This is a genomic window from Mucilaginibacter mallensis (genome assembly GCF_900105165.1).
In the GTDB taxonomy this organism is placed as follows: Bacteria; Bacteroidota; Bacteroidia; order Sphingobacteriales; family Sphingobacteriaceae; genus Mucilaginibacter; species Mucilaginibacter mallensis.
The window spans coordinates 5,052,028-5,078,255 of the sequence record NZ_LT629740.1 but is presented as its reverse complement, the minus strand read 5'-3'; the positions used below and the strand labels follow the sequence as shown (position 1 = coordinate 5,078,255).

At 41.8% G+C, this 26,228-nt stretch carries 26 protein-coding genes; 15 read left to right on the top strand and 11 right to left on the bottom strand.

Annotated features, from left to right (window positions below):
* Positions 1 to 43 precede the first annotated feature (43 nt).
* Positions 44 to 655, top strand: coding sequence for a SprT-like domain-containing protein (locus BLU33_RS20700; RefSeq protein ID WP_091377701.1), 612 nt, complete (start codon positions 44 to 46; stop codon positions 653 to 655).
* Positions 656 to 880: 225 nt separating this feature from the next.
* On the top strand, positions 881 to 1,456 hold the full coding sequence (locus BLU33_RS20695) for a DUF4468 domain-containing protein (RefSeq protein WP_091377699.1): 576 nt from the start codon (positions 881 to 883) through the stop codon (positions 1,454 to 1,456).
* Between the two features lie 77 nt (positions 1,457 to 1,533).
* On the opposite strand, the gene crtD is transcribed toward BLU33_RS20695, so the two are convergent.
* The gene (crtD, locus tag BLU33_RS20690) at positions 1,534 to 3,006 is read right to left on the bottom strand and encodes a 1-hydroxycarotenoid 3,4-desaturase CrtD (RefSeq protein ID WP_091377696.1); all 1,473 of its coding nucleotides are present in this window, start codon (positions 3,004 to 3,006) and stop codon (positions 1,534 to 1,536) included.
* A gap of 200 nt (positions 3,007 to 3,206) precedes the next feature.
* On the opposite strand from crtD, the gene BLU33_RS20685 reads away from it, so the two are divergent.
* A complete protein-coding gene (locus BLU33_RS20685) occupies positions 3,207 to 3,422 on the top strand; it encodes a hypothetical protein (RefSeq protein ID WP_091377694.1) in 216 nt (71 codons plus the stop codon).
* A gap of 89 nt (positions 3,423 to 3,511) precedes the next feature.
* Here BLU33_RS20685 and BLU33_RS20680 read toward each other — a convergent pair whose 3' ends face one another.
* Complete coding sequence (locus BLU33_RS20680) at positions 3,512 to 4,519, bottom strand: aspartate-semialdehyde dehydrogenase (RefSeq protein WP_091380849.1); 1,008 nt, start codon at positions 4,517 to 4,519, stop codon at positions 3,512 to 3,514.
* A gap of 652 nt (positions 4,520 to 5,171) precedes the next feature.
* Here BLU33_RS20680 and BLU33_RS20670 point away from each other — a divergent pair.
* The 8 genes from BLU33_RS20670 to BLU33_RS20630 all read left to right on the top strand — a co-directional run bounded on the left by BLU33_RS20670 (position 5,172) and on the right by BLU33_RS20630 (position 13,342).
* Positions 5,172 to 6,122 carry an NAD-dependent epimerase/dehydratase family protein gene (locus BLU33_RS20670; RefSeq protein WP_091377689.1) on the top strand — a complete coding sequence of 317 codons (951 nt, stop codon included), beginning with the start codon at positions 5,172 to 5,174 and terminating at the stop codon, positions 6,120 to 6,122.
* Between the two features lie 127 nt (positions 6,123 to 6,249).
* The gene (locus BLU33_RS20665) at positions 6,250 to 6,975 is read left to right on the top strand and encodes a YebC/PmpR family DNA-binding transcriptional regulator (protein ID WP_091377687.1); all 726 of its coding nucleotides are present in this window, start codon (positions 6,250 to 6,252) and stop codon (positions 6,973 to 6,975) included.
* Positions 6,976 to 7,114: 139 nt separating this feature from the next.
* Entirely contained in the window at positions 7,115 to 7,330 is a 216-nt protein-coding gene (locus BLU33_RS20660; protein ID WP_091377685.1) for a DUF2442 domain-containing protein, read from the top strand.
* Between the two features lie 51 nt (positions 7,331 to 7,381).
* Positions 7,382 to 8,257 carry a hypothetical protein gene (locus tag BLU33_RS20655; RefSeq protein ID WP_157682284.1) on the top strand — a complete coding sequence of 292 codons (876 nt, stop codon included), beginning with the start codon at positions 7,382 to 7,384 and terminating at the stop codon, positions 8,255 to 8,257.
* Positions 8,258 to 9,044: 787 nt separating this feature from the next.
* Positions 9,045 to 9,809 carry a DUF1223 domain-containing protein gene (locus BLU33_RS20650; RefSeq protein WP_091377680.1) on the top strand — a complete coding sequence of 255 codons (765 nt, stop codon included), beginning with the start codon at positions 9,045 to 9,047 and terminating at the stop codon, positions 9,807 to 9,809.
* A 46-nt stretch (positions 9,810 to 9,855) separates the two neighbouring features.
* Positions 9,856 to 10,578: a cytochrome b/b6 domain-containing protein gene (locus tag BLU33_RS20645; protein WP_172829277.1), complete on the top strand. Its 723-nt coding sequence runs from the start codon at positions 9,856 to 9,858 to the stop codon at positions 10,576 to 10,578.
* Positions 10,553 to 11,344 carry a molybdopterin-dependent oxidoreductase gene (locus tag BLU33_RS20640; RefSeq protein ID WP_091377679.1) on the top strand — a complete coding sequence of 264 codons (792 nt, stop codon included), beginning with the start codon at positions 10,553 to 10,555 and terminating at the stop codon, positions 11,342 to 11,344. The genes BLU33_RS20645 and BLU33_RS20640 overlap by 26 nt, the downstream gene beginning before the upstream one ends.
* Before the next feature lie 654 nt (positions 11,345 to 11,998).
* Positions 11,999 to 13,342, top strand: coding sequence for an MFS transporter (locus BLU33_RS20630; RefSeq protein WP_091377675.1), 1,344 nt, complete (start codon positions 11,999 to 12,001; stop codon positions 13,340 to 13,342).
* A 46-nt stretch (positions 13,343 to 13,388) separates the two neighbouring features.
* On the opposite strand, the gene BLU33_RS20625 is transcribed toward BLU33_RS20630, so the two are convergent.
* The 3 genes from BLU33_RS20625 to BLU33_RS20615 all read right to left on the bottom strand — a co-directional run bounded on the left by BLU33_RS20625 (position 13,389) and on the right by BLU33_RS20615 (position 16,150).
* Complete coding sequence (locus BLU33_RS20625; protein ID WP_091377673.1) at positions 13,389 to 14,525, bottom strand: alpha/beta hydrolase; 1,137 nt, start codon at positions 14,523 to 14,525, stop codon at positions 13,389 to 13,391.
* A gap of 119 nt (positions 14,526 to 14,644) precedes the next feature.
* Entirely contained in the window at positions 14,645 to 15,193 is a 549-nt protein-coding gene (locus tag BLU33_RS20620) for a peroxiredoxin (RefSeq protein ID WP_232009338.1), read from the bottom strand.
* Positions 15,194 to 15,358: 165 nt separating this feature from the next.
* Entirely contained in the window at positions 15,359 to 16,150 is a 792-nt protein-coding gene (locus BLU33_RS20615) for an NIPSNAP family protein (protein WP_091377671.1), read from the bottom strand.
* A gap of 231 nt (positions 16,151 to 16,381) precedes the next feature.
* On the opposite strand from BLU33_RS20615, the gene BLU33_RS20610 reads away from it, so the two are divergent.
* Positions 16,382 to 16,897 (top strand): DinB family protein, encoded by a 516-nt coding sequence (locus tag BLU33_RS20610; RefSeq protein WP_091377669.1) that lies wholly within the window; start codon positions 16,382 to 16,384, stop codon positions 16,895 to 16,897.
* 159 nt (positions 16,898 to 17,056) lie between these two features.
* On the opposite strand, the gene BLU33_RS20605 is transcribed toward BLU33_RS20610, so the two are convergent.
* The 3 genes from BLU33_RS20605 to gcvH all read right to left on the bottom strand — a co-directional run bounded on the left by BLU33_RS20605 (position 17,057) and on the right by gcvH (position 20,004).
* Entirely contained in the window at positions 17,057 to 18,274 is a 1,218-nt protein-coding gene (locus BLU33_RS20605; RefSeq protein WP_091380839.1) for a DEAD/DEAH box helicase, read from the bottom strand.
* Positions 18,275 to 19,224: 950 nt separating this feature from the next.
* The gene (locus BLU33_RS20600) at positions 19,225 to 19,548 is read right to left on the bottom strand and encodes a VanZ family protein (RefSeq protein ID WP_091377667.1); all 324 of its coding nucleotides are present in this window, start codon (positions 19,546 to 19,548) and stop codon (positions 19,225 to 19,227) included.
* Between the two features lie 75 nt (positions 19,549 to 19,623).
* Complete coding sequence (gene gcvH / locus BLU33_RS20595) at positions 19,624 to 20,004, bottom strand: glycine cleavage system protein GcvH (RefSeq protein ID WP_091377665.1); 381 nt, start codon at positions 20,002 to 20,004, stop codon at positions 19,624 to 19,626.
* A 134-nt stretch (positions 20,005 to 20,138) separates the two neighbouring features.
* On the opposite strand from gcvH, the gene BLU33_RS20590 reads away from it, so the two are divergent.
* The 3 genes from BLU33_RS20590 (at position 20,139) to BLU33_RS20580 (ending at position 22,415) form a co-directional block, all read left to right on the top strand.
* Entirely contained in the window at positions 20,139 to 20,750 is a 612-nt protein-coding gene (locus BLU33_RS20590; protein ID WP_091377664.1) for a DUF4142 domain-containing protein, read from the top strand.
* A gap of 81 nt (positions 20,751 to 20,831) precedes the next feature.
* Positions 20,832 to 21,848 (top strand): Gfo/Idh/MocA family oxidoreductase, encoded by a 1,017-nt coding sequence (locus BLU33_RS20585; protein WP_172829276.1) that lies wholly within the window; start codon positions 20,832 to 20,834, stop codon positions 21,846 to 21,848.
* A gap of 57 nt (positions 21,849 to 21,905) precedes the next feature.
* On the top strand, positions 21,906 to 22,415 hold the full coding sequence (locus tag BLU33_RS20580; RefSeq protein WP_157682282.1) for a TlpA family protein disulfide reductase: 510 nt from the start codon (positions 21,906 to 21,908) through the stop codon (positions 22,413 to 22,415).
* Positions 22,416 to 22,569: 154 nt separating this feature from the next.
* Here BLU33_RS20580 and BLU33_RS20575 read toward each other — a convergent pair whose 3' ends face one another.
* From BLU33_RS20575 to BLU33_RS20565, 3 genes are all read right to left on the bottom strand, one after another.
* Positions 22,570 to 23,535 carry a transglutaminase family protein gene (locus BLU33_RS20575; protein ID WP_091377658.1) on the bottom strand — a complete coding sequence of 322 codons (966 nt, stop codon included), beginning with the start codon at positions 23,533 to 23,535 and terminating at the stop codon, positions 22,570 to 22,572.
* Positions 23,536 to 23,660: 125 nt separating this feature from the next.
* Positions 23,661 to 24,596, bottom strand: coding sequence for an alpha-E domain-containing protein (locus tag BLU33_RS20570; protein WP_091377656.1), 936 nt, complete (start codon positions 24,594 to 24,596; stop codon positions 23,661 to 23,663).
* Positions 24,597 to 24,707: 111 nt separating this feature from the next.
* Positions 24,708 to 26,156, bottom strand: a complete 1,449-nt coding sequence (locus tag BLU33_RS20565; RefSeq protein ID WP_091377654.1) for a circularly permuted type 2 ATP-grasp protein — start codon at positions 26,154 to 26,156, stop codon at positions 24,708 to 24,710.
* Positions 26,157 to 26,228 lie beyond the last annotated feature (72 nt).

Here is a 26,228-nt window from a genome sequence, read left to right as displayed (position 1 = left end):
ACCTTTCAGCCTAAAACACCTATATTTGTAATAGAGGTAGAAATTGGATAAAGTAAAAGTTTTAGAAAAGTATCTTCCGCCTGAGGCTGCTCCCCTGATCGGCCGCTGGATTGATTACTTTAAATGTGAGTTTAAAATTTCACGCAACCGCAACACCAAATTTGGTGATTATCGTGCGCCGCATGGCGACAAGGGGCATCGCATCTCCGTTAATTTCGATTTAAATCCATACGCATTCCTGGTAACCACCGTACACGAATTTGCACATTTGCATACCTGGAACGAGCATAAGCACAAAGCCAAACCGCACGGCACTGAATGGAAAAACAATTTCAAAAAAATGATGCAACCTTTCTTTGAAAAGGATGTTTTCCCGCCGGACATAAAGCATAGCATCACCAACTATTTAAATAATCCAGCAGCATCCAGTTGCTCCGATCTGTCGTTATACCGGGCATTGCGCCAATATGATGCGCCCAAAGAAGACGTTTATACCGTCGAGAAGCTACCGCTTAAAGCCCTGTTTAAATTAAAGGATGGCCGTATTTTCCGCAAGGATGAAAAGCTGCGCAAACGTTACAAATGCACGGAAGTGAAAAGTAAGCGGATCTATTTGTTTAGTCCGGTTGCTGAGGTGGAGTTGATTGAGGAGTAAGAAAGTTTCAAACTTTCTTTGATCAATAGGCTTCTTTGCAAACTGAAGCCAGGCGCAGGGAGGCTTAGGGAGTAGTAATGTATAATTTTCATTACACCACAAACTAACATTCTCATTATCAAAGCGCTATGAAGTAATGTCGTTTGTAAGCGAAATGTTGCTAAACTTTTCGCATTTCTGCAATATCTTACCAATAAATATTATTCAACTTAATACTTTATCACCATGAAAAAGCTACTCGTTCTGGCGCTTATTATTTTCGTTAAAAGCGCCTTCGCACAAAAAGATACCGTCGGTTTAAACGTTCCATTTGTTAATAATACCGTTGTTTATGAAAAGGTGTTCGATGTACCAACGGCTCCTAAAAATCTGCTCTATAGCAATGCCGGGCTTTGGTTTGCAGAAACTCATCCTTATGTGCAAGATACCCAGCTGCAATTGGTAGACCCGGTTTTATCGCGGGTTGTAGGCAGGGTAAAATCTTATACTGTTGTTGTGACCGATAAAGTTCTTTGGGACACTTATTATGGTAACATCACCTATAATTTTACGCTGCAAGTAGATTGCAAAGACAATAAATACAGGATACGTATTTATAATATCCAGGATGTGCTCGGTAACACGTATACACCGGTAGACAACCTGATGTTCGCGCTCATCAGCTCAAAGTCGTATACCTTAGCTAATGCCGCTGTTTTAAAAGTGCCGGATTTGAAGCAACGTTTCCAGGCGTTAAATACAATTGTAAACAATGTTATAGCCGATCTCACCAAAAGCATGTTAGTAGATAACAGTTTTTAAATGGCAGCACCACACTGGTTTCCCTATACTGGTTTCAGTTTATAACTGAAACCAGTGATAATGACAGTTTGTAACTGTCACGTTACCCAATCACTCACAATTTTAGCTGATAGCAAACAAAGCGGTATCCCACCACCCGGATGCACACTCCCACCGCAAAAATACAAACCATCAATTTTTGATGATTTGTTAGAATGCCTCAAAAATGCTGCAAATTGACTGTTTGAACTTGTGCCATAAATAGAACCCTGGTATGAAGATGTTTTATGCTCGATTCCTCGCGGGTCGAGGATAGTTTCGCTGATGATGAGCTGACTAATATCCTCATCCAAACTTTTACTGAGTTTAACTATAATGTTTTTACGGGCATCTGCTATCAGCTTATCCCAATCCTGGCCGGTATTTGCAGGCACGTTGATCATTACAAACCAATTTTCGCATCCCATAGGTGCATCATCTGGTTTATACTTTGAGCTGATATTAACATAAACCGTTGGGTCATCATAAATATCCTTTTGCTGCCAGACATGATCGAACTCCGCTTTATAATCGGAACTAAAAAAAATATTATGCAGATCGAGATCAGGGAACTGCTTACTGACCCCCCAATAAAATATCAGTGCCGAACTGCTCCGCTCCTGTCGCAATATTTTTTGAGGGTGAAGTTTGGGATGATCTTTCAATAGCTTGTGATAAGTGAACCAAACATCCATATTGGAAACTACGGTATCAGCTTTATGCAATTCACCTTTTACCTTTATTCCCTTAACCTTTTGCCTATCCAAAACTGCCTCATCAACAGGGGAATTATAATGAAAACTCACCCCCAATGATTCCGCCAGTTTAACGAGGCTACTAACAATGCTGTACATTCCCCCATCAGGGAAATAAGCGCCGAAATACTGTTCAATATGCGGTATAACATTCAGCGTGGCGGGGGCAGCATAAGGGTTTGAGCCATTGTAGGTAGCATACCTGTCGAAGAATTGTACCATACGCTCATCATTAAAAAAGCTGGTGTTTGCCTTATGCATGGTACGCATGGCATCAATTTGAGGCAGGCTGAATATGGATTTTATCGCGTTCCAATTCAAGTAAGTTTTGAGCTGATGCAATGATCGCTCTAAAAACACATGATTGGTGATATTGTATATTTTACGACTATTTTCCGCATATTTTTTGATAGCTTTTTCAGACTCACCTGTTGCTCGCGAGACTTCAGTGGCAAATTTACCCTCATCAGCATAAGCCTTTATACGGCTGCCGTTTTCAAAAAAATAATTGCAAACCACATCCAGCTTCTGGTAGTTGAAATAGTCGGATGGTTGTTTTCCTGCCAGCGTGAAAAGCTCATCAATATATTGCGGCATAGTAAGCAGGCTCGGCCCTGCATCAAATCTAAAACCGTCCTTTTCAAATTCGGATAGTTTACCGCCGGGGTAAGTGTTCGCCTCAAAAACCTCCACATTATGGCCCTTAACCGCCAGTCGGATAGCCGTTGCTATCCCGGCTATCCCGGCACCTATAATAAGAGCTTTCTTTTTTGGCATCGGGTAAAGATAATGGCTATTCAACAAAAAAGCAGAACTGCTTTTTGCATAGTGTCATTCTGAGCAATAGCGAAGAATCTTTATATCGGTTAACCACCGGACAGATTCTTCGCTATTGCTCAGAATGACAATTTGTTTTTTAGAGACATGCCAAAATATGTTTTCAATTTTTAAAAGTTTTTTGTTTTTATATTTGACGCATGGCCCGCAAACTCATCATCGCTTATTTTGTATATACCGTACTGATATTTTTATCAAACACCTACATTTTTAAAGAGGCCTATGCTGATGCCATTATAAAAGCAGTGCTCTCGGGTGTAGTATTTACCGCGGTATACGCTTTTATTATTATCAGGAATGAGAAAAGGCAGAATGATGAGAAAGCCGCTGAGACTCCGCCAAAGAAAAAGCGTTAAGATTTGGGCCCCCAATAAAATAAAAATAGGGATAATCTCCCGACCATCCCTATTCAATAATTCTATAATTCAGTAAATCAATAATTGATTTACGCTTCTACAGTCTGCCCTATCAAATGATTTGCAGCTAAATACTCAGCTATCTGCACGGCATTGGTAGCGGCACCTTTACGCAGGTTGTCGGCTACTATCCAGCAGTTTAAAGTATTGGCCTGGCTCTCATCACGGCGCAGACGGCCTACAAATACTTCGTCCTTATCATGCGCGTCAAGCGGCATTGGGTATTTTAAGTTAGCTACATCATCAGTTACGATAATGCCTGGCGCTTTTTCTAAGATCGCTCTTACTTCAGCCAGGTCAAAATCCTCAGCAAATTCAATATTTACCGATTCAGAGTGGCCACCCATAACCGGGATACGTACAGTTGTTGCTGTAACCTTGATGCTATCGTCGCCCATTATTTTTTGGGTTTCTTTAATCATCTTCATTTCCTCTTTAGTATAACCGTTTTCGGTAAACACATCAATATGAGGCAATACGTTCAGGTCTATCTGGTACGGGTATGCTTTAGGGCCGTCAATACCTTTACGCTCGTTAAATAACTGCTCAACAGCTTTAACGCCTGTACCGGTTACTGATTGGTAGGTTGATACCACTACCCTTTTAATTTTATAACGATCGTGCAATGGTTTTAAGGCCACTACCATTTGTATGGTTGAGCAATTTGGATTAGCTATAATTTTATCTTCGGCAGTTAATATGTTAGCATTAACCTCTGGCACAACCAGTTTCTTGGTTGGATCCATGCGCCATGCTGATGAATTATCAACTACGGTAGTACCTGCTGCCGCAAAAAGCGGAGCCTGCTCCAATGAAGTGCTGCCACCCGCTGAAAACAAGGCCAGATCAGGCTTCATCTTAATCGCATCCTCTACAGAAACTACCTTGTATTGCTTACCCTTAAAAGTGATCTCTTTACCAACACTCTTAGCTGAAGCTACCGGAATTAATTCTGTTACGGGGAAGTTGCGTTCTTCAAGAACCTGCAACATTTTGGTGCCCACTAAGCCTGTGGCACCTACTACTGCGATTTTCATTTTAATAATTTGTTTTTGATTTGTAATGAATCTTCCTTGCGGAGGTTCCATTTTTTTAAATTGTTATGTATAAATAAACTAAACCACAAATATGCGATTTTTTTTAATTTTTTAAGCCCATTATTTCTATCAATCCGGTATACAAATATTGTCCTCCTTAAACAACATTTCATTTTGGTTAATGCCTGATGGTCAGTATTTAACCACGAATGTTGTTCTATAGGGTATTATTATTTAAATACATATCTATTAAAATAAATATTTTATATTGGCGTAACCATTTATTAAACTTAACAATTACTAACACAATTAATGAATGTAATGAACATCGTTATCTGTGTTATAACCAGTTAGCTTTATATTTAAAAATAATTATTACATGGCGTATTTGTTACTCTTATTGCCTCTTTTTTTATTAATATTATCCTATAAAAAGAGGCAGCAATTCAATAAGTTAAAAGGCACCGGACGTGTGCCTGATATTATGAGTGCACAACGGCAAATGACACTATTTACAGTATTGGCTGTACTATTTCTCATTTGCATAGTCTTTTTTATAGCACAGCTGGAATTTTGAATCAAACGTTTGTGCGGTAAAACATTAATTGATTTCGCTCAAATTTTTACCTTTGCAGCTTAACTGCACCTCCGCATGAGCGAAAAGATATTAGTAATTGGCGCCAACGGCCAAATTGGGACAGAACTGGTAAGTTCTCTGCGTAATATTCATGGATCAGAACAGGTAATCGCCTCTGATATTAATGAACCTGCCAAAGCTATCAAAGATACCGGGCCCTTTGAATTTGTAAACGTACTTGATAAGGAGAATCTGCACCAGATATTTACAAAACATCAACCTACTCAAATCTATTTACTCGCCGCTATACTATCTGCCGTAGGCGAACAAAAGCCTAAATTAGCCTGGGACTTAAACATGATTGGCCTGATACAAGTGCTTGATCTGTCTGTTGAGTTTAAGGTTTCAAAGGTTTTTTGGCCAAGCTCTATTGCTGTTTTCGGGCCGCATTCACCGGTTTATAATACACCGCAATATTGTGTGATGGACCCTAATACCGTTTACGGCTTTAGCAAACTGGCAGGCGAACGCTGGTGCGAATATTATTTTAACAAACACGGGCTTGATGTACGCAGCATACGTTACCCCGGCCTTATAGGCTGGCGGGCAGCACCGGGCGGTGGCACAACTGATTACTCGGTACATATATTTCACGAGGCATTAAAAAGTGGCAAATATGAAAGCTTTCTTTCTGCGGATACTGCCCTGCCCATGATGTATATGGATGATGCCATACGTGCAACATTAACACTAATGGATGCACCTGCGGAGAAATTGAGCATACGGTCGTCATATAACCTGGCGGGTGTAAGCTTTACCCCGGCACAACTGGCCGATGAGATAAAGAAAATATTGCCTGAGTTTGAGATAAGCTATGCTGATAATGACTCGCGACAAGCCATTGCCGATAGCTGGCCAAAATCAATTGACGATAGCTATGCGCAAAAAGACTGGGGCTGGAATATAGAATATGACCTTGCTGCAATAACGAATGATATGCTTACCAACCTTAAAAAGACCATTTAAGCTGAAAGGCAAAAGCAAAAAGGCAATAAGATTACTACATCTCTGAAACAAACATTATATTTAACGGCTCGTTAACAATGGTTTTTACCATGAACTGCGAGCCATTAAAACCATGAACTAAAAAGATATGGGAAGAGCATTTGAGTTCCGTAAAGAGAGAAAATTTAAGCGTTGGGCCAAAATGGCCGTACAGTTTACCCGTTTAGGTAAGGAAATAGTAATGGCCGTTAAAGCAGGCGGTGGTGATATTAATACCAACTCGCGCCTCAGGACTGCCGTACAAAACTCCAAGGCAGTAAATATGCCGAAGGACCGTGTTGAAGCTGCTATAAAAAGAGCAACCAGCAGGGATGAAAAAGATTACGAAGAACTGGTATATGAAGGCTATGCGCCTTACGGCGTTGCCGTACTGGTTGAAACAGCTACCGACAACATTAACCGTACAGTAGCTAACGTGCGCAGCTATTTTACTAAATATGGTGGTTCATTAGGTAAAACCGGGTCGCTTGATTTTATTTTTACCCGTAAATCTGTTTTTACATTTGAGCCCGGCAATCGCGACCTGGAAGAACTGGAATTTGAACTGATTGATGCCGGCCTGGAAGATCTTTTTGTGGAGGCGGATGAAGAGGGCAATGATATTGCGGTAATTCACACCGCATTTGAAGATTTCGGCAAAATGCAAAAGATGCTGGAAGAGATTGGCATCGAAGTAAAATCGGCCAAACTGGAGCGTGTGCCGCAATCATTTCATGAGGTAACTGAAGAACAGGTTACCGATATCATGAAACTAATTGACCGTTTGGAAGAGGATGACGACGTGCAGGCGGTTTACCATAATATGGCGGAATAAATAGATTTCGGAATTCGGATGTTCGATTTCGGATTTATCCAAGCGTCATTGCGAGGAACGAAGCAATCCCCGATTAGCAGGTCCGCCTTGTATCGTTTGGGAATGCTGCGTTCCTCGCAATGACATAAAGAAATACCCAATGGCACAATTCACATCACGCAAGCAGGAAAAAAAAGTTAAGGTAACATTTGCCAACGGTTTGCTTTTTGTTGAAAAAGCTGATGGTAAGCAACAGGTATTCCCGCTGGAATGGTTCCCGAAATTACTGAACGCTACCGAAGAAGAACTGGAAGACTGGGAACAAACCGGCAGCGGTATACGTTTTAATAAGCTGGATACAGATATTCCGATTTGAAGATTATGCACATTCATTTTCAAATTTTCAAATCACCAAATTTTCAAATTAATGTTGTTCGAGGAGTTTTTTAAGAAGAAAAGAGTTGACATGGATGCCCTGCAAAAGGGCAGGCCTGAGCTATTTTCTGAATTTAAAACACACTATGAGCAAATGGGCGAAAAAAGCTTTGATCACACCAAAAAATACTGGTTCAATAAATTAAGGCACGATTATCCTTTGGCTGTTGAGGCAAAAACTGAGAAAGTAAAGATAGATAACCCCTTAGCAGAGCAAACAGTTACTGAAAGTTTGGTTGAAAATGCTTCACTAGCGCCTAAATTAGGTTTTGTGCCGAAGTTCAAAGCTACATCGGCTCCAAAACCTGCAGGTGAAACTCCTGAAGAAAATAAAGCTACAGAAGCATCTGGAACTACACCTGCACCTAAATTAGGCTTTACGCCCAAATTTAAAGCGGCAAGTATTCCCAAACCTGCGGAAACTGAACCAACAGAAGAAAACAAGACGACTGCAGAGCCTGCACCGGCTCCGAAATTAGGTTTTACACCGAAGTTTAGAGCAGCCAGCATGCCAAAACCTGCTGAAACCCCTGAAGAAACTAAAAGCGAAGAAACACAGGCACCCCCTGCGCCAAAGTTAGGTTTCACCCCTAAGTTTAAGGCTGCTAATATGCCGCCAAAGCCTGCGGAAACTAATCCGACTGAGGAAGATAAAAAAGAGGAGGCGCCCGAAACACCTTCCGCACCTAAATTAGGTTTTAAACCCAAATTTAAAGCGGCTAACATGGCTAAGCCTGTTGACGCTACCGAATCAGCGCCATCAGAAAAGTCCGAAGAAACACCGGCATCTACTGAAGAATCAGCCCCAAAGCCCGCTTACAAGCCGCGCTTTAATATGAAAAATTTGCCGAAGAAAGAGGAAGAGTAAAACCCCAATTTCACCACGCGTCATTGCGCATTGCCTGTCCTGAACTTGCTTTGGGAAAGTCCCTGACTGTGTAGATACGCTAAGTGAGCCGCATGGTATCGCTCATAGCCGCTAAGGCCTATTTCTTTTGTCTTGACACAAAAGAAACAAAAAGTCAAGTCATTAGAAAGGCTTCTTTGCCGCACAGGGCCTCTGCGCTGCAAATCAGACAAAACCTGGGCTGCTATATTTTTACCCCGCTGTTGCTACGCACTTAGCCTTTACGCTTCTGTAAAAATCTGCTATGCCCTGCCACGCACAAGGCCATCATCGTTTTGCCTGATTTCGCCCGAAGCTGTTCTACTGACGGGAAGAAAAAAAGAAAAAGCATGGGCCCTGACAACAAGGGCGGGCCAGCGTAGGCGGGAATGCCGGTTTAGCTTTTTGTGTGATGTGAGGTACGAATGTACCGAACAGCGAAAAAAGCGTAAAGAACCGGCAGGGAGCAGGGAAGCATCCTTGTTGTCTTGATTTTTTGGTTACTTTTTGTATCAAGACAAAACGGCGGAGCCCTCTTGAGCGCCTTAAAAAAACAAACAACTTGCGAAAAAAGTGACGTCTTAGCGACAAGCGATACCATAGGATAGGTATTCGATCTGCATAGTAGGGGATTGCCTAATGCCTTACAGCATTGATTGGGGGGCTATTATTGACTACTATTCCCATCCCACAAAAAAACACTAAATTTATTGTAAGGAATCTGCCGTACCATCGTCTAAAAATAAAATTCACATTTAAATTAGATATAATGAGTTCTGTAAGATATATGGCTTTAGGGTGGCTAGCAGTTACCATAATAGCGGTTACCGCGGTTGTATGTAAAGCGCATACAAAAAAGATTACTGATAATGGCAAAGGTTTTGCCGTAGTTGAATTATTTACATCTGAAGGCTGCTCAAGCTGTCCGCCTGCTGATGCGGTTGTGGCAAAGATCCAAAAAGAAAGTAATGACAAACCTATTTACATATTGGCCTTCCATGTTGATTACTGGAACCGGTTGGGCTGGAAGGATGTTTTCAGTAGTGCCGATTATTCGCACAGACAAAACCAATATGCCAGCTGGTTAAACCTTAGCGAGGTTTATACCCCACAAATAATTGTTAATGGTAAAACAGAATTTGTTGGATCGGAAGAAGGTACGCTGCGCAATGCCATAAAAGCAAACCTGCAAAAAGATGCAGTTGCCGGGATAACTTTGAGCGATATTAAAGTTGATGGGGACAAAGCCAGCCTAAACTATCAAACAAAAGGGAACATAAGTAATACTGCGCTATTAGTTGCTGTGGTTCAAAAATCGGCTCAAACAAAAGTTGAGCGTGGCGAAAATGCCGGGCACACCCTATCACATGTGCAAATCGTTCGCTCACTACAGAGCCTGAGTTTAAAAAACAGTAGCGGCACAGAAAGTATTATCTTGCCAAAAGGCTTTGCTGCAAAGGGCTCTGAACTGGTTGCCTTTTTACAGAACACCTCAACCGGGGCAATTATTGGTGCTACAAAAGCGGAGTTTTAACAAACATTTGATGAACCATTCCAGGTAATTTCACGTACTTATTATTATGAAAGTAATTAAAGAGAAACATTCATTAGCCATGCGGTGGTGCCATTGGGTAAACTTTCCTATACTCACCATTATGATATGGAGCGGAATGTTCATCTACTGGGCCAATGACGAATATAGTATCACTCTCTTCGGCCATACTTTTGTGCGCTTTTTCCCCGACTGGTATTATAATCTGCTGCATATCCCCAGTCGCTTAGCGGAGGGCATGGCATGGCATTTCCTGTTTATGTGGTTCTTTACTTTAAATGGGATATTTTATATCCTGTATACCCTGATCTCAGGAGAGTGGCGGGAACTCGTTCCGCAGAAAAAATCATTTAAGGAAGCTTTCCTGGTGGTACTACATGACTTGCATATCCGTAAAATGGCGCCGCCGCAAAACAAATACAATGCCGCCCAACGCATAGCCTATACCGCCATTATTGTTATGGGCATTGGCTCTGTAATAACCGGGCTGGCCATTTATAAACCTGTACAGTTTTATTACTTGACATGGATATGCGGCGGCTATCATTTTGCCAGGATCATACATTTTGCCCTCACATTGGGCTATGTATTTTTCTTTGTGATACATATTGTACAGGTAATATTAGCCGGCTGGAATAATTTCAGGTCGGTTATCTCAGGTTTCGAGGTAGTAAATAAGCAGCCAAAAATGGTAACACAACCCGTGGTTGAAATAAAAGACGAAGATGAAAAAGCCAGTCCAAAAGAATAAAAAACCGAAGAAAGAGCTCACCATTGATCAAAAGATCAACAGGCGCAACTTTATTTCCTTTACCACATTCGCGGTATTGGGCGGAGCTGCTTTTGGCGGATGGCGATGGTTATATAATTCGCCATTGGAAACTCCCGGCATTACTGCCGGAACAAGGGCTCCCTTACGACGGGCGCTCAATAAAACGGAGTTGGCTTTCAGGCGGATATTCAGCAATAATAACCTGGTTAAAACCTATCCAAAATCAATGGCGGCTAAAAACGTGCGCCATAATACGGATATAGGCTCCGACAGTAAAATTGATATGGATGCCTGGCGCTTAAATGTAAACAAAAGCACCGGCGAAAAGCTGCAATTTACCATCGATCAAATAAAATCCTTGCCTAAAACCGAGCTGGTGTTCAGCTTTAAATGTGTGGAAGGCTGGGACCAGATACAATATTGGGGCGGTGTGAAGTTTATTGATTTCATTAATCATTTCGGTCTGCAGGACCAAACTCAGCTTGGCTATGTAGGCATGGAAACGCCTGATAAGGGGTATTACGTTGGCCTCGATATGTCCAGCGCCATACACCCGCAAACCCTGCTGGCTTACGAGCTTAATGCAGAACCAATACCCTTTAAGCACGGGCAACCATTAAGGCTCATTATCCCGGTTAAATACGGCATAAAAAACCTGAAACGCATTGGTACCATCAATTTCAGCAACCAGCGCCCGCGCGATTACTGGGCCGAGGAGGGATATGATTATTATTCGGGACTGTAGGTGTTCAGTTGGAAAGTTTAAAGTAGAAAGTTCAAAGTGTTTGAAAAAACGAAGTGGCTATCTAGCATCAAATCACTCCTGGAACCACAAAAGCTTACAATATTTTACTAGCTTGCTTTATATTCATATAATTTAATGACATTTCAGTTCACTAAGTATAGTTTAGTTAATGCACTGTTAAGCCTGATACCTATTTTTCCTATTTGGACTTTATTTCCCATAATAGGTATCGAATCAGGCATTGAAAATTATACGGGAGATTGCATACTCAGTTATAAAATAACCTTGGGTATATGTATGCTTTTAATTGCTGTTTCTATAATAGTATATTTATTCAGCATCAAAAAAATCTTACTTAAAGAACCTAAAGTTATTAAGCGAAACTTCAGATGGTTCAGTCTCCTTATTTATACATTTATCAATTGTAGTGGTTTGATAATTATTTTGGGGCCATACCTTGCATGTAATGGTAGTAGCATGTCAATAATGGTTTGTATATTTTCAGGACCAATAGCAAGTGTTGTACTTATAATCTTAGGCCTTTTAATAGACTTAAAAGTTAAACAGATATCGTCAAATAAACTTTAAACAGTTTTGGGCTTAGAGCAATTCTCTCATCCAATTTTCATCTAATATTTTGCATATTGCAGGTAAATGCCTGCTGAAAGATTCCCGCTCAGAAAACAGATAGCTTATGCCTGCGGTATGATAGGGTGGAGTATGATGACCAATATTATCATCGTGATGCTGCCTTACTTTTACCTGCCGCCAAACAATGCCGGTTTAAAGCCGCTCATTCCGCAACTGATGCTTTTCGGTGTATTGAATATCATGTCGGTTATTGCAGCATCAGGCAGGTTTGTTGATGCCATTTTTGATCCTTTCATCGCTTCGCTAAGTGATAAGAGCACCAACCCCAATGGCAGGCGCATCCCTTTCATGAAATGGGCCATTTTGCCCGCTGTAGTGTTTTGTTGCTTAACATTTTGCCCGCTTACCAAGACCGAAAGCACCCACAATGCCATATGGCTAACGTTTACGCTCATTTGCTTTTTTATGAGTGTAACCAGCTATATTATCCCATATAATGCTTTATTACCAGAAGTTACCGAAACCGCTGCAGAAAAGGTAAAGCTATCATCATTTCAGCAGGTTGGCTTTGTGTTGGGGATGGTAATTGCCGGACTGGTAAATAATTATGCCGATTTGGTGCAGCATTTTCTTAAAGTACAAAGCAGGGATTCTGCCGTGCAATACACTATTTGGGGTCTATGTACTTTCGCCGGACTGGCAATGCTGGTGCCGGTGTTTTTTATTGATGAAAAGAAATATTCCGCAGGTAAACCTTCACATCTGCCTTTGTTGCCTGCCGTGCGTGCTACGTTTAGTAATCGTAATTTCAAGTATTACCTTATCTCTGATTTTTCGTTCTACATGGCACTCAGTATCATATCAAGCGGACTGCTGTTTTTTGTGACGGTACTACTTGGCTTACCTGAATCAGAAGGCGGCCCATTATTGGGTGTAATGGTTATTATATCACTCATGTTTTATCCGCTCATCAATTACTTGTCGAAAAAGATTGGCAAAAAACCTATTGTGTTATTCTCTTTTGGCTTATTGAGTCTTGTTTTTGTTACCATTTATTTCCTGGGAAAATTCCCCATATCACCACATGCACAGATCTATTTTTTGTTGATCGGTGCCAGTTTCCCGCTGGCGGCACTTGGCATATTACCCAACGCCATACTTGCCGAAATAGCCCAGGATGATGCCAAACGCACCAAGGAAAACCGCGAAGGTATGTTCTTCGCTGTAAAATACCTGTTTGTAAAGCTGGGGCAAACATTAGGCATTGCCCTATTTGCATTGCTTACCGTTTATGGTAAAGATCCCGGCAATGATTACGGCCTGCGCCTGAACGGCATCTGCGGCTTCGCACTCTGCCTGCTGGCAGTAATTTTCTTTACCCGTTTCAGGGAGAGAAGAAGGGCGTAAATTTGCAGTTCTCAGTGGGCAGTTCGCATTCTCTGAGTATTGAAAACTATTTAGTGGTTGTATTTAAAAATTGCAATACCGCGTAAGTTGATAATTGTCCGCCCGGCCCATTCAAGGTAAAATCAAAGCCATGAGTGGCCCAGGGTAGTTTGAGCCAATAGTGTTTTATGCCGTTCTGCTGTAGTTTCTCGTTTAATCTGCGGCTGTGCTCGTAAGCTACCAGCACATCATTTTCACCATGCAGGATGAGTGTAGGCGGTGATTGCCTGTCAACAAACTCAATTGGAGAGCAGGCTACATACTTCTGCGGCACCTGTTCATAAGTACCGCCAATATAATTCACCATTACCTTGCGTGAATCCATCACTAACGGGTTTGAAGGGATGGAATAGCCCCAAACCATATCGGCAGGGCCGTAAAAATCTACCACCCCTTTAATTGAACTATCATGCAAAGTATATGCAGCCAGCAATGCTATCTGTGCCCCGGCTGAACGGCCCAGTAACACAAATTGGTTGGTATCAATATGCAGTTCAGTTGCATGTTGTTTCAGGTATTTAATGGCATTGGCTACATCTTCAACAGGCGCAGGTGTTTGCCATTTCAGTGCCAGGCGGTAATTGATAGCAGCTATGTTATAACCGTTCCAGGCCAAAAAACTGTTCAGCTCAGGCAATTGCTTGCTATCGCCACTGCTCCATGAACCACCGTGAATTACAATAACACATGGCCTGTTGGGAGTTTCTGTTGGATAATAATCCAGTGTCAGCGAAGTATCCTGATAAGTAACGTACTTCAAGATGCTCATTGAAACAGCATCATGTGATTCAATTTGTTTAGAGAGATTTAACAGATTCCAGAAATCAAATGGCTGCAAGGGATTGACTCTTGCCACTGATCCTAATGATTGCTCCATATCAGCTTTTAAATTTGTGGCAATGATGTACGCCCGCACAATTGGCGACAGGAAAAGTACAACACTAACAAACCCGATAACTGTACCTGCCAACTGGTATTTGTGCACCCATTGCCCGCTGCCTATCAGCAGCAAGGTTATAAATGCAAAAACTAACGGAAACTCCGTTACACCAATAGCCAGCAGCCAGAAATAATAAGCCGGGGCCCTGAAAATGGCCAATAACGAAATCAAAAAGAAAATTACAATGAATACTAAACGGATCATGCCTGTTCTTTATAAATAATGACTTACCATCGGGTTTTGACCGTAAGTATGTCCAAATAACGGCATAATTTCCGCTTTGCTGGCATCAATATTTAAGTCATGTCTCAGAAATGCGATCATTACTGTTTGGCATTGGCTGCTTTAACAAATTGCAGGGCATCATCGGCATGCTCCTTGCCCTCAAGCATGGCTTCATGGGTATAAACTATTTTGCCGGTCAGGTCGATCACAAAAGTTTCACGACCGCTGAAGAACATTTTACCTTTTACGCCAAATAGGTTGTACACCTTGTTATCCGGATCGCTTAATAAAGTGAAAGGTAGTTTATAGTGCTGCTGAAATTCTTTATGACTAGCAACGGTACCTCCATTTACACCAATAACCATCGCACCGGCTTTGGTGAACTGGTCAAAACTATCGCGGAAAGCACAGGCTTCCTTGGTACAAACCATGCTTTCATCCTTGGGATAAAAATAAATTACCAGCACTTTTTTGCCGATATAATCATTCACAGTAAATGATTTTCCATCTTGGTCGTACAAAGTAAATGCGGGAACATGGTCGCCCACGTCAAGCTTTTTACTGCTTTGCGCATGGCTGCAGCTGCAAAAAAGTACCAGCATACAAGCCAAGGCCATGAAAGAATTTTTAAGGTTGATAGTTTTCATATACACATATACGATAGATTTAGCCTGTAGGTGATTGATTTATTAAAATATTTATTGGACCAATTGTCATTTCGACCGGAGGGAGAAATCTTCTACAACCTGCATAACCGCTTTGCAAATCGAAGAAGATTTCTCCCTCCGGTCGAAATGACAATGAGGATAAAACTATATCTGCGAATAACCTGCCGGCACCAGCATGGTTGATGTTATGTGCGATACAATCTCATTGGGATACTCGGGCGAGGTGCTTATCTTTTTCCAATCCGGGTCATTTCCAAAGGCTTTCCATAAATGATCGTGCGCATCCATATCATCAAAGGTGATCATATAAACCAAATTCGGGCGGAAAGTTCCTATTAGTGTTTCACTGTAGAAAACTGGTTTAAAGCCAAGTCGTTTAAATATGCCTATTTCACCTGCTTCATTAAACATCTCTATTTTCTTTTTGCCCGATGCCTCGGTGGGGCTCTCATAACGGCGCAATTCAAATATCCGCTTTTGCTGTCCGGGTGTTTCCAGCTTGGGCATATCTTTAAATGCCTGTAGCAATGAGCTTTCAATACGATCATAAGCCGGGGCGCTTAACGGCGCATTCAGGTAGGCCGATGCTTGCTGCAGATATGTACTATCGGCCATTAGCTTGTCCTGAACTTTCAAAAAATCATCAGCTGATTTATAAGGAATCAGCACAAATATCCTGGTTTGCACATCGGGTTTTAGCTCAGTAAATACACCTATGGGGTTACTACCTAAACGGTTCAGGGCCGGTATGGCGGCGTTTTGCAGATAATCTTCCACAAGCTTTTGCTGTGTGTCAGTTTTCAGGGTATATACCCGCAGCTCATACAATTGCTGACCTGATTTTTTGCTGCTGTTTGCTGCCATTGTGATACCGGGTAATACAGTGCTTGCTGCGCCGGTTAATATAGATGCCTTTACAAATGAACGCCTTTTCATGGTTGGGATAATTGGATGCTCTAAATTAAGTATCAAGTAGCTAGTATCAGGTATCAAGACAAAAAATAATAGCAGAATCGTTATCTGTCAGTTCAAAATAAAAAAATCTTGATACCTGATACTAACTACTTGATACCAAAAAAGTATTTATACTTTTTTAAAAAGCTACTGACATACTGCTGTCACTAGCCCATGGTTTATTTGTATTGTAAAACTTAAACAATTAAAATTATGGAGATCATCAAGATGTTTTTAAAGGAATTTGACGAAGAAGCTCAAACCGTTCGCAAAATGCTTGAACGCGTTCCGAATGACAAATATGACTGGCAGCCACACCCAAAAAGTATGACCATCCGTCGCCTTGCAACCCATATTGCCGAGCTGCCGGCTTGGGTGACTATGGCGCTTACCACTGATGGACTTGATTTTGCCAACAACCCGTATGAGCCTGTAGTAATAAATAACAACACCGAACTATTGGCTTATTTTGAAAAGAATTTTGCAGATGGAAGGGCGCAATTAGCGGCCACCAGCGAAGAAGTTCTGGAACAAAAATGGGTGTTACGCAATGGCGATGCCGTATATATGACCAATACTAAAGCCGAAGTAGTAAGGGTGTCCATAAGCCAGATAATTCATCACCGGGCGCAATTAGGCGTATTCTTAAGGTTATTGAATATCCCTATTCCCGGTAGTTATGGTCCAAGTGCCGATGAAGTGGAATTTGAATTGCAGGAGCAGGAGTAATGTTTGAACATGCTTACGAAGTTTCGAAAACTTAGTAAGCCGGGTTTTAGCCCTTGTCATTTCGAGCGATAGAGAGAAATCTTCTACGCCTTATATTAACGCAATTGCATAAGGAAGAGGATTTCTCCCTCCGGTCGAAATGATATTTTGTCGGAAACACTACTGTTTCCTCGGACCGCCCTTACGCCTGTTTTTACCACCACCACCGCCACCTCGTGGTTTATGCGGGGCTTGTTTTATCAGCGTAGGATCACCCAGCACTTCGGGTAATGGGATGCGACGGATTTGTTTATCAATCATATCCTCTATATTTTTCAGCTTACGCTGGTCGCGGTCATTTACAAAAGTAATGGCAGTACCTGTAGTTTCGGCACGCGCAGTACGGCCTATACGGTGGATATAATCCTCCGGATCGGATGGCGCGTCATAGTTGATCACCAGGTCGATACCTTCCACATCAATCCCTCTTGAAAGCGCGTCGGTACCGATGATAACCGGCAATAACTTATTCTTGAATTTCAGGAGGATCTCTTCACGTTCGTTCTGCTCAAGGTCGGAGTGGAAAGCATTTACTTTTATATGCACAGCCTTTAGCTGTTTATAAACCTCTTTTACCTTGTCCTTAGTCGATGCGAATATGATGGCGCTAACATAGCCGCCTTCTTTTAAAAGCAACTGTATCAAAGGCGTTTTCTGGTGATCGTTCACCAGGTACACCTGTTGATCGATACCTACTGCGGGTTGTGATATCGCGATATTTATTTGTTGCGGATTATGTAATACAGCCTTTGCCATATTGCGGATACGTCCCGGCATTGTTGCCGAAAACAGCAGGGTTTGCCTGTGCTTTGGCAGATAGCTTACAATACGCATAATATCGTCAGAGAAACCCATATCCAGCATGCGGTCGGCTTCATCCAATATTAGATATTTAATATGGTTAAGCTTTAACACACCCGATGTTAGGTGGGCGATCAGTCTGCCCGGCGTAGCTATAATAATGTTCACATTATTCTGTATGCCACGGCGCTGTTGTTCATAAACTATACCATCGCCACCGCCAAAAACTGCTATGGAGCTGATGCCGGTAAAGTAGGCAAGCCCTTCAACCTGCTGATCAATTTGCTGGGCAAGTTCGCGGGTTGGCGTTAATATAAGGGTGCTGGTTTTTTCTTCGTGATTATTGCTGATCATGTTCAAAACAGGCAATAAAAATGCTCCTGTTTTTCCGGTGCCTGTTTGCGCGCAGGCTATAAGGTCGTCGCCTTTTAAAATAGCCGGGATGGCCATTTCCTGTATAGGAGTAGGGGTGGTGTACCCCATGCTTAGAACGCCTTCTAATAAATGTTCGTTAAAATTGAAATCCTGAAATGTCACTGTCTTTTTAAGGTGAGGTAGGCAAGATAGGAAAAATTGTTGGGTTGGTAGTAATGTGTGGTAGTTAAGTTGTTGGAATGATGATGGGTTTGAGTGATAAGTTTGTTGAGCTTGCTTATTAAGTCGCAAGGTATCGCTCATAGCCGCTAAGGCCTATTTCTTTTGTCTTGATACAAAAGAAACAAAAAATCAAGTCAGTAGATTAGGCTTCTTTGCCGCACGGGCCTCCCCTGCAAATCAGGCAAAACCTGGGCTGGAATCTTTTTGCGGCCATATTGCGCGCACGGGCCCATGCGCTGCAAATATTTCCTATGCCCTGCCGCCCACAAGGCCACCATTGTTTTGCCTGATTTCGCCCGAAGCTGTTCTACTGACGGGGGAGAGAAAGCAAATATACCCTTTTGTCATTGCGAGCGATAGCGCGGCAATCTCGTCGCTTGCATATTGAACGCGACGAGATTGCTTCGTCGTTCCTCCTCGCAATGACAATTTTAAGTGAACCGTGATTTAAAAAACGTAGGCCTCTGACAACAAGGGCGGGCCAGTGCAGGCGGGAATGCCGGTTTAGCTTTTTGTGTGATGTAAGGTACGAAGTACCGAACAGCGAAAAAAGCGTGAAGAACCGGCAGGGAGCGGGGGAAGCATCCTTGTTGTCTTGATTTTTTTGGTTACTTTTTGTATCAAGACAAACGGCGGAGCCCTCTTGAGCGCCTTAAAAAACAAACAACTTGCGAAAAAAAGTGACGTCTTAGCGACAAGCGATTCGAAGCGATAAGGCAACGGCATGCAAATTCGCCCTGTACAGTTAGGGATGACTTCGGTCCTCGCAATGACACTTGGGAAGAAATTTCAAATTACATCACTTCCCAAACGTTGGACAGCCGCAGCCTTTAAATATACCGCATGATGACAGGCCTATTAAAAGCACGATGAGTAGTAAAAATATGATCTTATTTTTTGACATGATTATTAATAGCTGCTGCTGTAACTAAAACACTATACATCCCCATTAAAACACCAACGGTATCGGCAAAAAGGTCATCCCAACTGCCATCACGCCAGGTAAATACATATGCTTGTAGTAACTCAATCCCACCACCAAAAAGTATGGCGGCTACCACAATAAGTAATGCGTATTTAAACGGTAAAAAGGGGTAATTATGTTGCCTTATGATAGCAGTACTAAAAAAGACAACAAAAACAAAGAAAAAACCGCAATGTACCAGTTTGTCAAACCCGGGGAAGAAGAGGGAGGATTCCGAGACCTTCCCCATTTTTATGGAGCACATTAGTAAAACAAATAGGGCCCACAAAATAGTGAGCCCGTAATATTTGAAAATGCGGTTCATTTATTCGCCAATGATTGCTTTGTATTCATCGGCAGATAAAAGAGCATCAACATCGGCAACATTTTGCAGGCTGATCTTCACCATCCAGCCATCACCGTAAGGGTCGCTGTTTACCAGCTCTGGCTGGCTGTCAAGCTTAGGGTTGATCTCACTGATAGTGCCGGTTATAGGCATAAATAGGTCTGATACTGTTTTCACAGCTTCAACTGTACCAAAAACTTCTTCCTGGGCAACCTCTTTTCCTAATGACGGGATATCAACATAAACAATATCGCCCAGTTCGCGCTGTGCAAATTCGGTTATGCCTATGTAGGCGTCGTTACCTTCAACTTTTATCCACTCGTGGTCTTTTGTGTATTTTAATGCTGCTGGGAAATCCATATCGTTTATTTTATGCGGTCAAAAATAATAAAACTTAATTGAACAGAATAATTTAAGCTATATTATGGCTCAATTAATTAATAAAAACCTAATACTCCGCTGACTGTTAATAATTAATCAATATTAGTCTAAAAATGAAAGGTTTACGGATAATAATACTTGTTTTATTTACTGTCTGTGCATTACAGGCTTGTAATCATGTTGCAAAAAATTATAATTCAAAGAGTGCGGATAGTGCTACTGTAGAGGAGGATACTTCGGATGATGATGCATCAGCAGATACTTCCACCACATTAAACCTGGCGGTTGATAAGGAAGATTCGCAATTTGCTGTCGAAGCCATTAATGGGGGTATGACCGAAGTTGCCCTGGGTAAGCTGGCCATACAAAAAGGCAAAAGCAAAAAGGTAAAGAATTTTGGAACGATGATGGTGAAAGACCACAGCAAAGCTAATGATAAGCTGACGGCTCTTATAAAATCAAAAAAAATAGATTTGCCCATGACTCCCGATCCCGCGCAGCAGAAAATGATTCAGGATCTGTCGCGAAAATCAGAGAGTGATTTTGATAAGGCTTATATTAAAGCCATGATTGATGATCATCAGGAAGATGTGAAAACCTTTGCAGAGGAAGCCAAAAAGCTGCAGGACCCCGACTTAAAGGCTTTTGCCATTAAAACGCTGCCCGTTTTGCAAAAACATCTGGATGACATAAACGCCATACACGATAGTATGGGTGATAATTAATAGATAGGTTGATACTTATTTAAGTTAAAAGACAGCTATTTTTACCGCTATATTAAGCATCCATCTAAAAAAGAAAACATAATGTCAAAACCTATAGTAACCGGTATATTGGCCTACGGCATGTCGGGCCGTGTGTTTCATGCGCCGTTTGTAGCCACCAATCCTGCATTTAAATTTAAAGCCGTAGTTGAGCGGCATGAAAAGAAAGCCGCGCAGCGCTACCCGGATATTATCAGTTATAATTCTATTGATGAGTTGATAAACGATGATGAAATTGAACTGGTAATAGTAAATACGCCCAACTACATGCACTTTGATAATGCTAAACAGGCATTACTGGCAGGTAAACATGTATTGATAGAAAAGCCTGCAGCAGCAACAAGTGCAGAGGTGAAAGAGTTATTTGATTTGGGTAGAAAAGTTGATCGCCATGTAATGATCTACCATAACCGCAGGTGGGACAGTGGCTTTGTATCGGTAAGGGAAGTAATTGAAAGCGGCCGCTTGGGTGAGCTGATAGAGGTACAGTTTAGGATGGACAGGTATAAAGCCGCCATTGGCCCTAAACAATTTAAAGAGAAGAAGGATATGCCGGCTAATGGTATTGTTTATGACCTGGGGTCGCATTTGGTTGATAATGTGATCAGTTTGTTTGGTAAGCCATTGTCGTTTGATAAAGTAACAGCTACGCACCGCGAAGGATCAGAGGTTGCGGATTATTGCAGTTTCAGGATCTCGTACCCCAATCAGCTGAATGTTTATTTATCGGCAAGTTTACTTAGCCTTGAGCCGCTTGCCGGTTTTGTGGTGGTAGGTACTTTGGGCACTTATATTAAAAACCGGAGCGATGTGCAGGAAGATCAACTGGTTGCAGGTATGCTGCCAACCGACCCCGGTTATGGCGTTGAGCCGGAGGGCAGTGAAGGTAAGCTGGTAACCATTGGGGTAGATAATGAGAAGATTGTAGAGTGGATGCCATCGCACAAAGGTGATTATACCCTTTTATTTAACGATGTGTATCATACAATCCGCAATAATGCGTTATTCCCGGTAACGGAGGAGCAGGTTGCCTGGCAATTGGAGTTGCTTGAAAAATAAAAATATCGTAACTATGCTTGTTATATCATTAAACAGATAATGCATTACCTCAACACAATGAAAAAAATACTCCTTTTTTTAAGTTTAATTATAGCTGTTGGCTGCACCCAGGCACAAACAACACAAGCACCTGCCAAGCCCAGTATTGATAATATACCCAACTTCAAGCTTTTAAGCCAGGATAGTGTTTACATCACGAATGCCAACCTGAAAAAAGGTAAAGGCGTAGTGATTATCTATTTTTCGCCGGATTGCAGCCACTGCCAGCACATGATGACGGAGCTGAAGCCTGACATGAAAAAATTCTCGAACGTAACCGTAGTAATGGCAACTTTTATCCAAACCAGCATGCTTAAAATGCTGCGCGATTTCCGCAGGGATTATAAGCTGGATGAGTATCCAAACTTCATTACCGGTACCGAATTCCCTAACTACATTTTGCAGCGCTATTACCAGGTAGCAACAACGCCATATATTGCTATATACGACCGCAAGGGCAAACTGGTAAAAGCCTACGACAAAGCACCAAAAGTTGCCGAGTTGTTAGAAACAGTTAAGAAGATCTGATTTTTCCTAGTATCAAGTAGCTAGTATCAAGTATCAAGATTTGAAGCTTCGCCCTTTTTGTCTTAATTGATAATCCAAATAATCAGACATCAGATTTGAAGCCATGTTTTTATTTTGTCTTGATACCTGATACTAGCTACTTGATACCAAAAACCTATTGCTGTTGTTGCTGTTGAATCATTTCCATATAGCGCTGGTAGCTGTTTTTTGAGATCTCGGTTACATGGCTGGCGGTGGTTACTTCAATAACCTGTTTGTCATTACCATAATAAGTGTCTTCTTCATCAACAGTTACGGCAACCTCCAGTTTATGGTGAGCTGAGCCTTTGTATACACCTTTTACTGGCGAACAATCGGAAAAATTACGACCAACAGCTAAACGTACATGCGTTTCATTGGCTATGCAATTATTGGTTGGGTCGAGGCCGAGCCAGCCGTAGTCGGGGATATAAGCTTCGGCCCAGGCATGGGTAGCGCCTTCGCCTCGCATCCCGTTTTGCCCGGTGCAAATATATCCACTCACATAGCGCGATGGGATGTTGATGATCCTTAGCATCTCCATTAAAATATGGGCAAAATCCTGGCATACGCCTGCTCTTATCTTCCATATCTCGTCGAGGGTGGTATCCACAGTGGTTACGCCTTTTATGTATTCAAAATTATCGTAAACATACTGGCAAAAGCGCAAAGCCACCTGGTAGGGGGTATCATCTTTTGCTTTTTCTGATTCAACAATAGCTTTTAATTCTGCCAGCCCTTCAAAATACTCCTGTTTCAAAAAATCAATATAAGGAACTATATTTTGCAGGCGTTTTAGGTCTTCCCATTGGTGCGATGGAAAAATATCATTTACGGGCAAGGATCTATGGCGCGTATTAACCAGTATTTTTGAACTGATCATCATCACCATATGTGGTTCTATATAAGTAAAGCTACCCACCTCATTGCCATAATAATCAACATGTTTGTCAACAGCCGGGTTGCCGGTTATGGTTATTTCCTGCTTCAGCACATCCTGGTATTCATCCTGTATGGGGAATAATATGATCTGGTTTGCGCTGTCGCGCACCGGGCTGTCATAAATATATTTGGTGATGTGTTTTATCTCTATCTCTGGCATAACAGTTCAATTTATTGATTTGGCGATTTGAAAATTTGAAGGTTCGTTTCGCTGGTGGTTAAAGGTTTGGATGCATGATATGTTTTATATTAATTTTCAAATCTTCAAATCACCAAATTTTCAAATCAGGAATGAGCAAAATAATATTCATTTAATTTGTTGGCTATACCATAAAGCTCGCTGCGTATTTGTGTAAGAAAAGTGTGTAACCCTTCTTCACGAATACTTTTTACCGAACTATATTTAATACGGCTCTGCAGTCTGCCTATCTGGAACGACATTTCCCTGAAATCATCCACATTGCTATCGTTCTTCAACCTTTCAAAATAGCGGTGGATGTTGTTTACCGAATAAATAACCGAACGCGGGAAATCATTGTTTAAAACAACTTGTTCCAGGATGTTTTCAGCCTCAAAACCTTCACGATATGTTTTAAGATATAGCTCATAACCACCTAATGATAGCAATAAATGTTTCCAGTAAGTGGTATCGGTTAACAGGTCGGGGTTATCATCTATCGAACCAAATTTGGTATCCAATATATCTACCGACTGTATAGCGCGCTCCAAATATTTGCCGATATTCATAAAGCTGCGGCCTTCTCCACGTTCCATGGTAATTTCAACAGTACCATAGTATAGCATTGCCTGTTTTATAAGGATATCCAATATACCTATAGGGTCTTCACGCTGCAATGCTTTTTCAAGTCTTGGATCTTTTACGGTATGGTAATACTCATTCAGGCATTGCCACAGGTCCTTTGTGATATGCTCCTGCACCCCGCGGGCGTTTTCACGTGCCAGGGTAATAATGTTTAAAACAGAGTTACTGTTGGTTTTACCCGTAACCATATATTTTAATACCGCGCGACTATCATTATCCAGCCTTGTGCTTGCATCATCTTCCAAACCTGCAAATATCCGGATCACCGGTTCCCAGGTAAATTCCTGTACCGTATCCTGCGATGAAGCATAGTTTATTTTGAGCATCCGCAGCATACCATCACTGCGCTCAATATAACGGCTTAACCAATAAAAACTTGCTGCTACCCTGCTTAACATATGCCCCCTAACCCCCTGAAGGGGGAATTATTTTGGTTTACTTTTTTTGTTAATTCTCTCATGTGCTATAATTATTGCATACTCACTCCCCCTTCAGGGGGTTGGGGGGCTCTACGCCAACACCCACGTATCCTTACTGCCACCGCCTTGTGAACTGTTCACCACCAGCGATCCTTCTTTAAGGGCCACCCGTGTTAAACCGCCCGGTACTATTTCAATACCATCCGGTCCGTATAAGGCGTATGGCCTCAGATCAATCCTTCGTGGTTGTAATGAACCCTGCATATAGCATGGTGCTGCCGACAAACTGATAGTTGGTTGCGCGATGAAATTGCGGGGGTCCTTTAATACCTCAATTTTGTAATCCTCAATTTCCTGCTCCGTTGCCGCGTGACCCATCAGCATGCCGTAGCCACCACTGCCATTGGTTTTTTTAATTACCATTGTGTTCATGTTTTTGAAGACATATTCACGTTCATCACGGTTGCCCAGTTGCAATGTTGGCACGTTTTTAAGGATAGGTTCTTCGTTCAGATAATACCTGATCATATCCGGTACATAAGTGTAAACCGCCTTATCATCGGCAACGCCATTGCCAATCGCGTTTACAATAGCCACATTACCTTTACGGTATGCACCCATTATGCCTGCTACACCCAGCATACTGCCCGGGTTAAACACCAGCGGATCGAGGTAATCATCATCAACCCTACGATATATAACATCAACCTGCTGTAAGCCGGTGGTGGTTTTCATGTATACTTTGTGGTTATGCACCACCAGGTCGCGCCCTTCAACCAGTTCAACACCCATTAAACGGGCCAGCGTGGTATGCTCAAAATAAGCCGAGTTGTATATACCCGGACTGAGTAACACAATTGTAGGGTTGTTTATTTGCCTTGGCGATAATGCCAGCAGGTTTTTATACAATATGGTTGGATATTCTGTAACGCTGCGCACCCCGCATTGCGGCAGCAGATCGGGGAATAAACGTTTGGTGATCTCGCGGTTCTCCAGCATATAGCTCACGCCAGATGGTGTGCGCAGGTTATCTTCCAATACATAAAAAGTACCGTCGTGATCACGGATCAGATCGATGCCTGAGATATGGATATAAATATCATAAGGTACCTGCAACTGGTGCATCTCGCGCAAAAAGTGTGGGCATGAGTAAATAATATCAATAGGTACTATGCCATCCTTTACGATGAACTGGTTATTGTAAACATCTTTAAGAAACAAATTGAGCGCGGTTAAACGCTGCTTGATGCCTTTCTCCACAAAAGCCCACTCGCTCGCGGTGATGATGCGGGGGATAATATCAAAGGGGAATATCTTTTCAATTCCCTCGCCGCTATTGTAAACCGTAAAAGTAATACCCTGGCTCATAAAAAGCCTTTTGGCCAATTCTTCCTTCTTGTTCAGATCATCGGCAGATTCTCTTGAAATATATTCAATAACCTTGCGATAATGATCCCTTATTTGAGAATCTTCACCGTACATTTCATCCCAAACGCCATTAATTGGGGAATATTTATCAAAATAAGCTGATTCCTGCATGTAAAATTGCCCTCTAAACTAAAAATATGTTAACCAGTTATTTTCAGAAAGGTAATTTATGAAGTGTTTTTG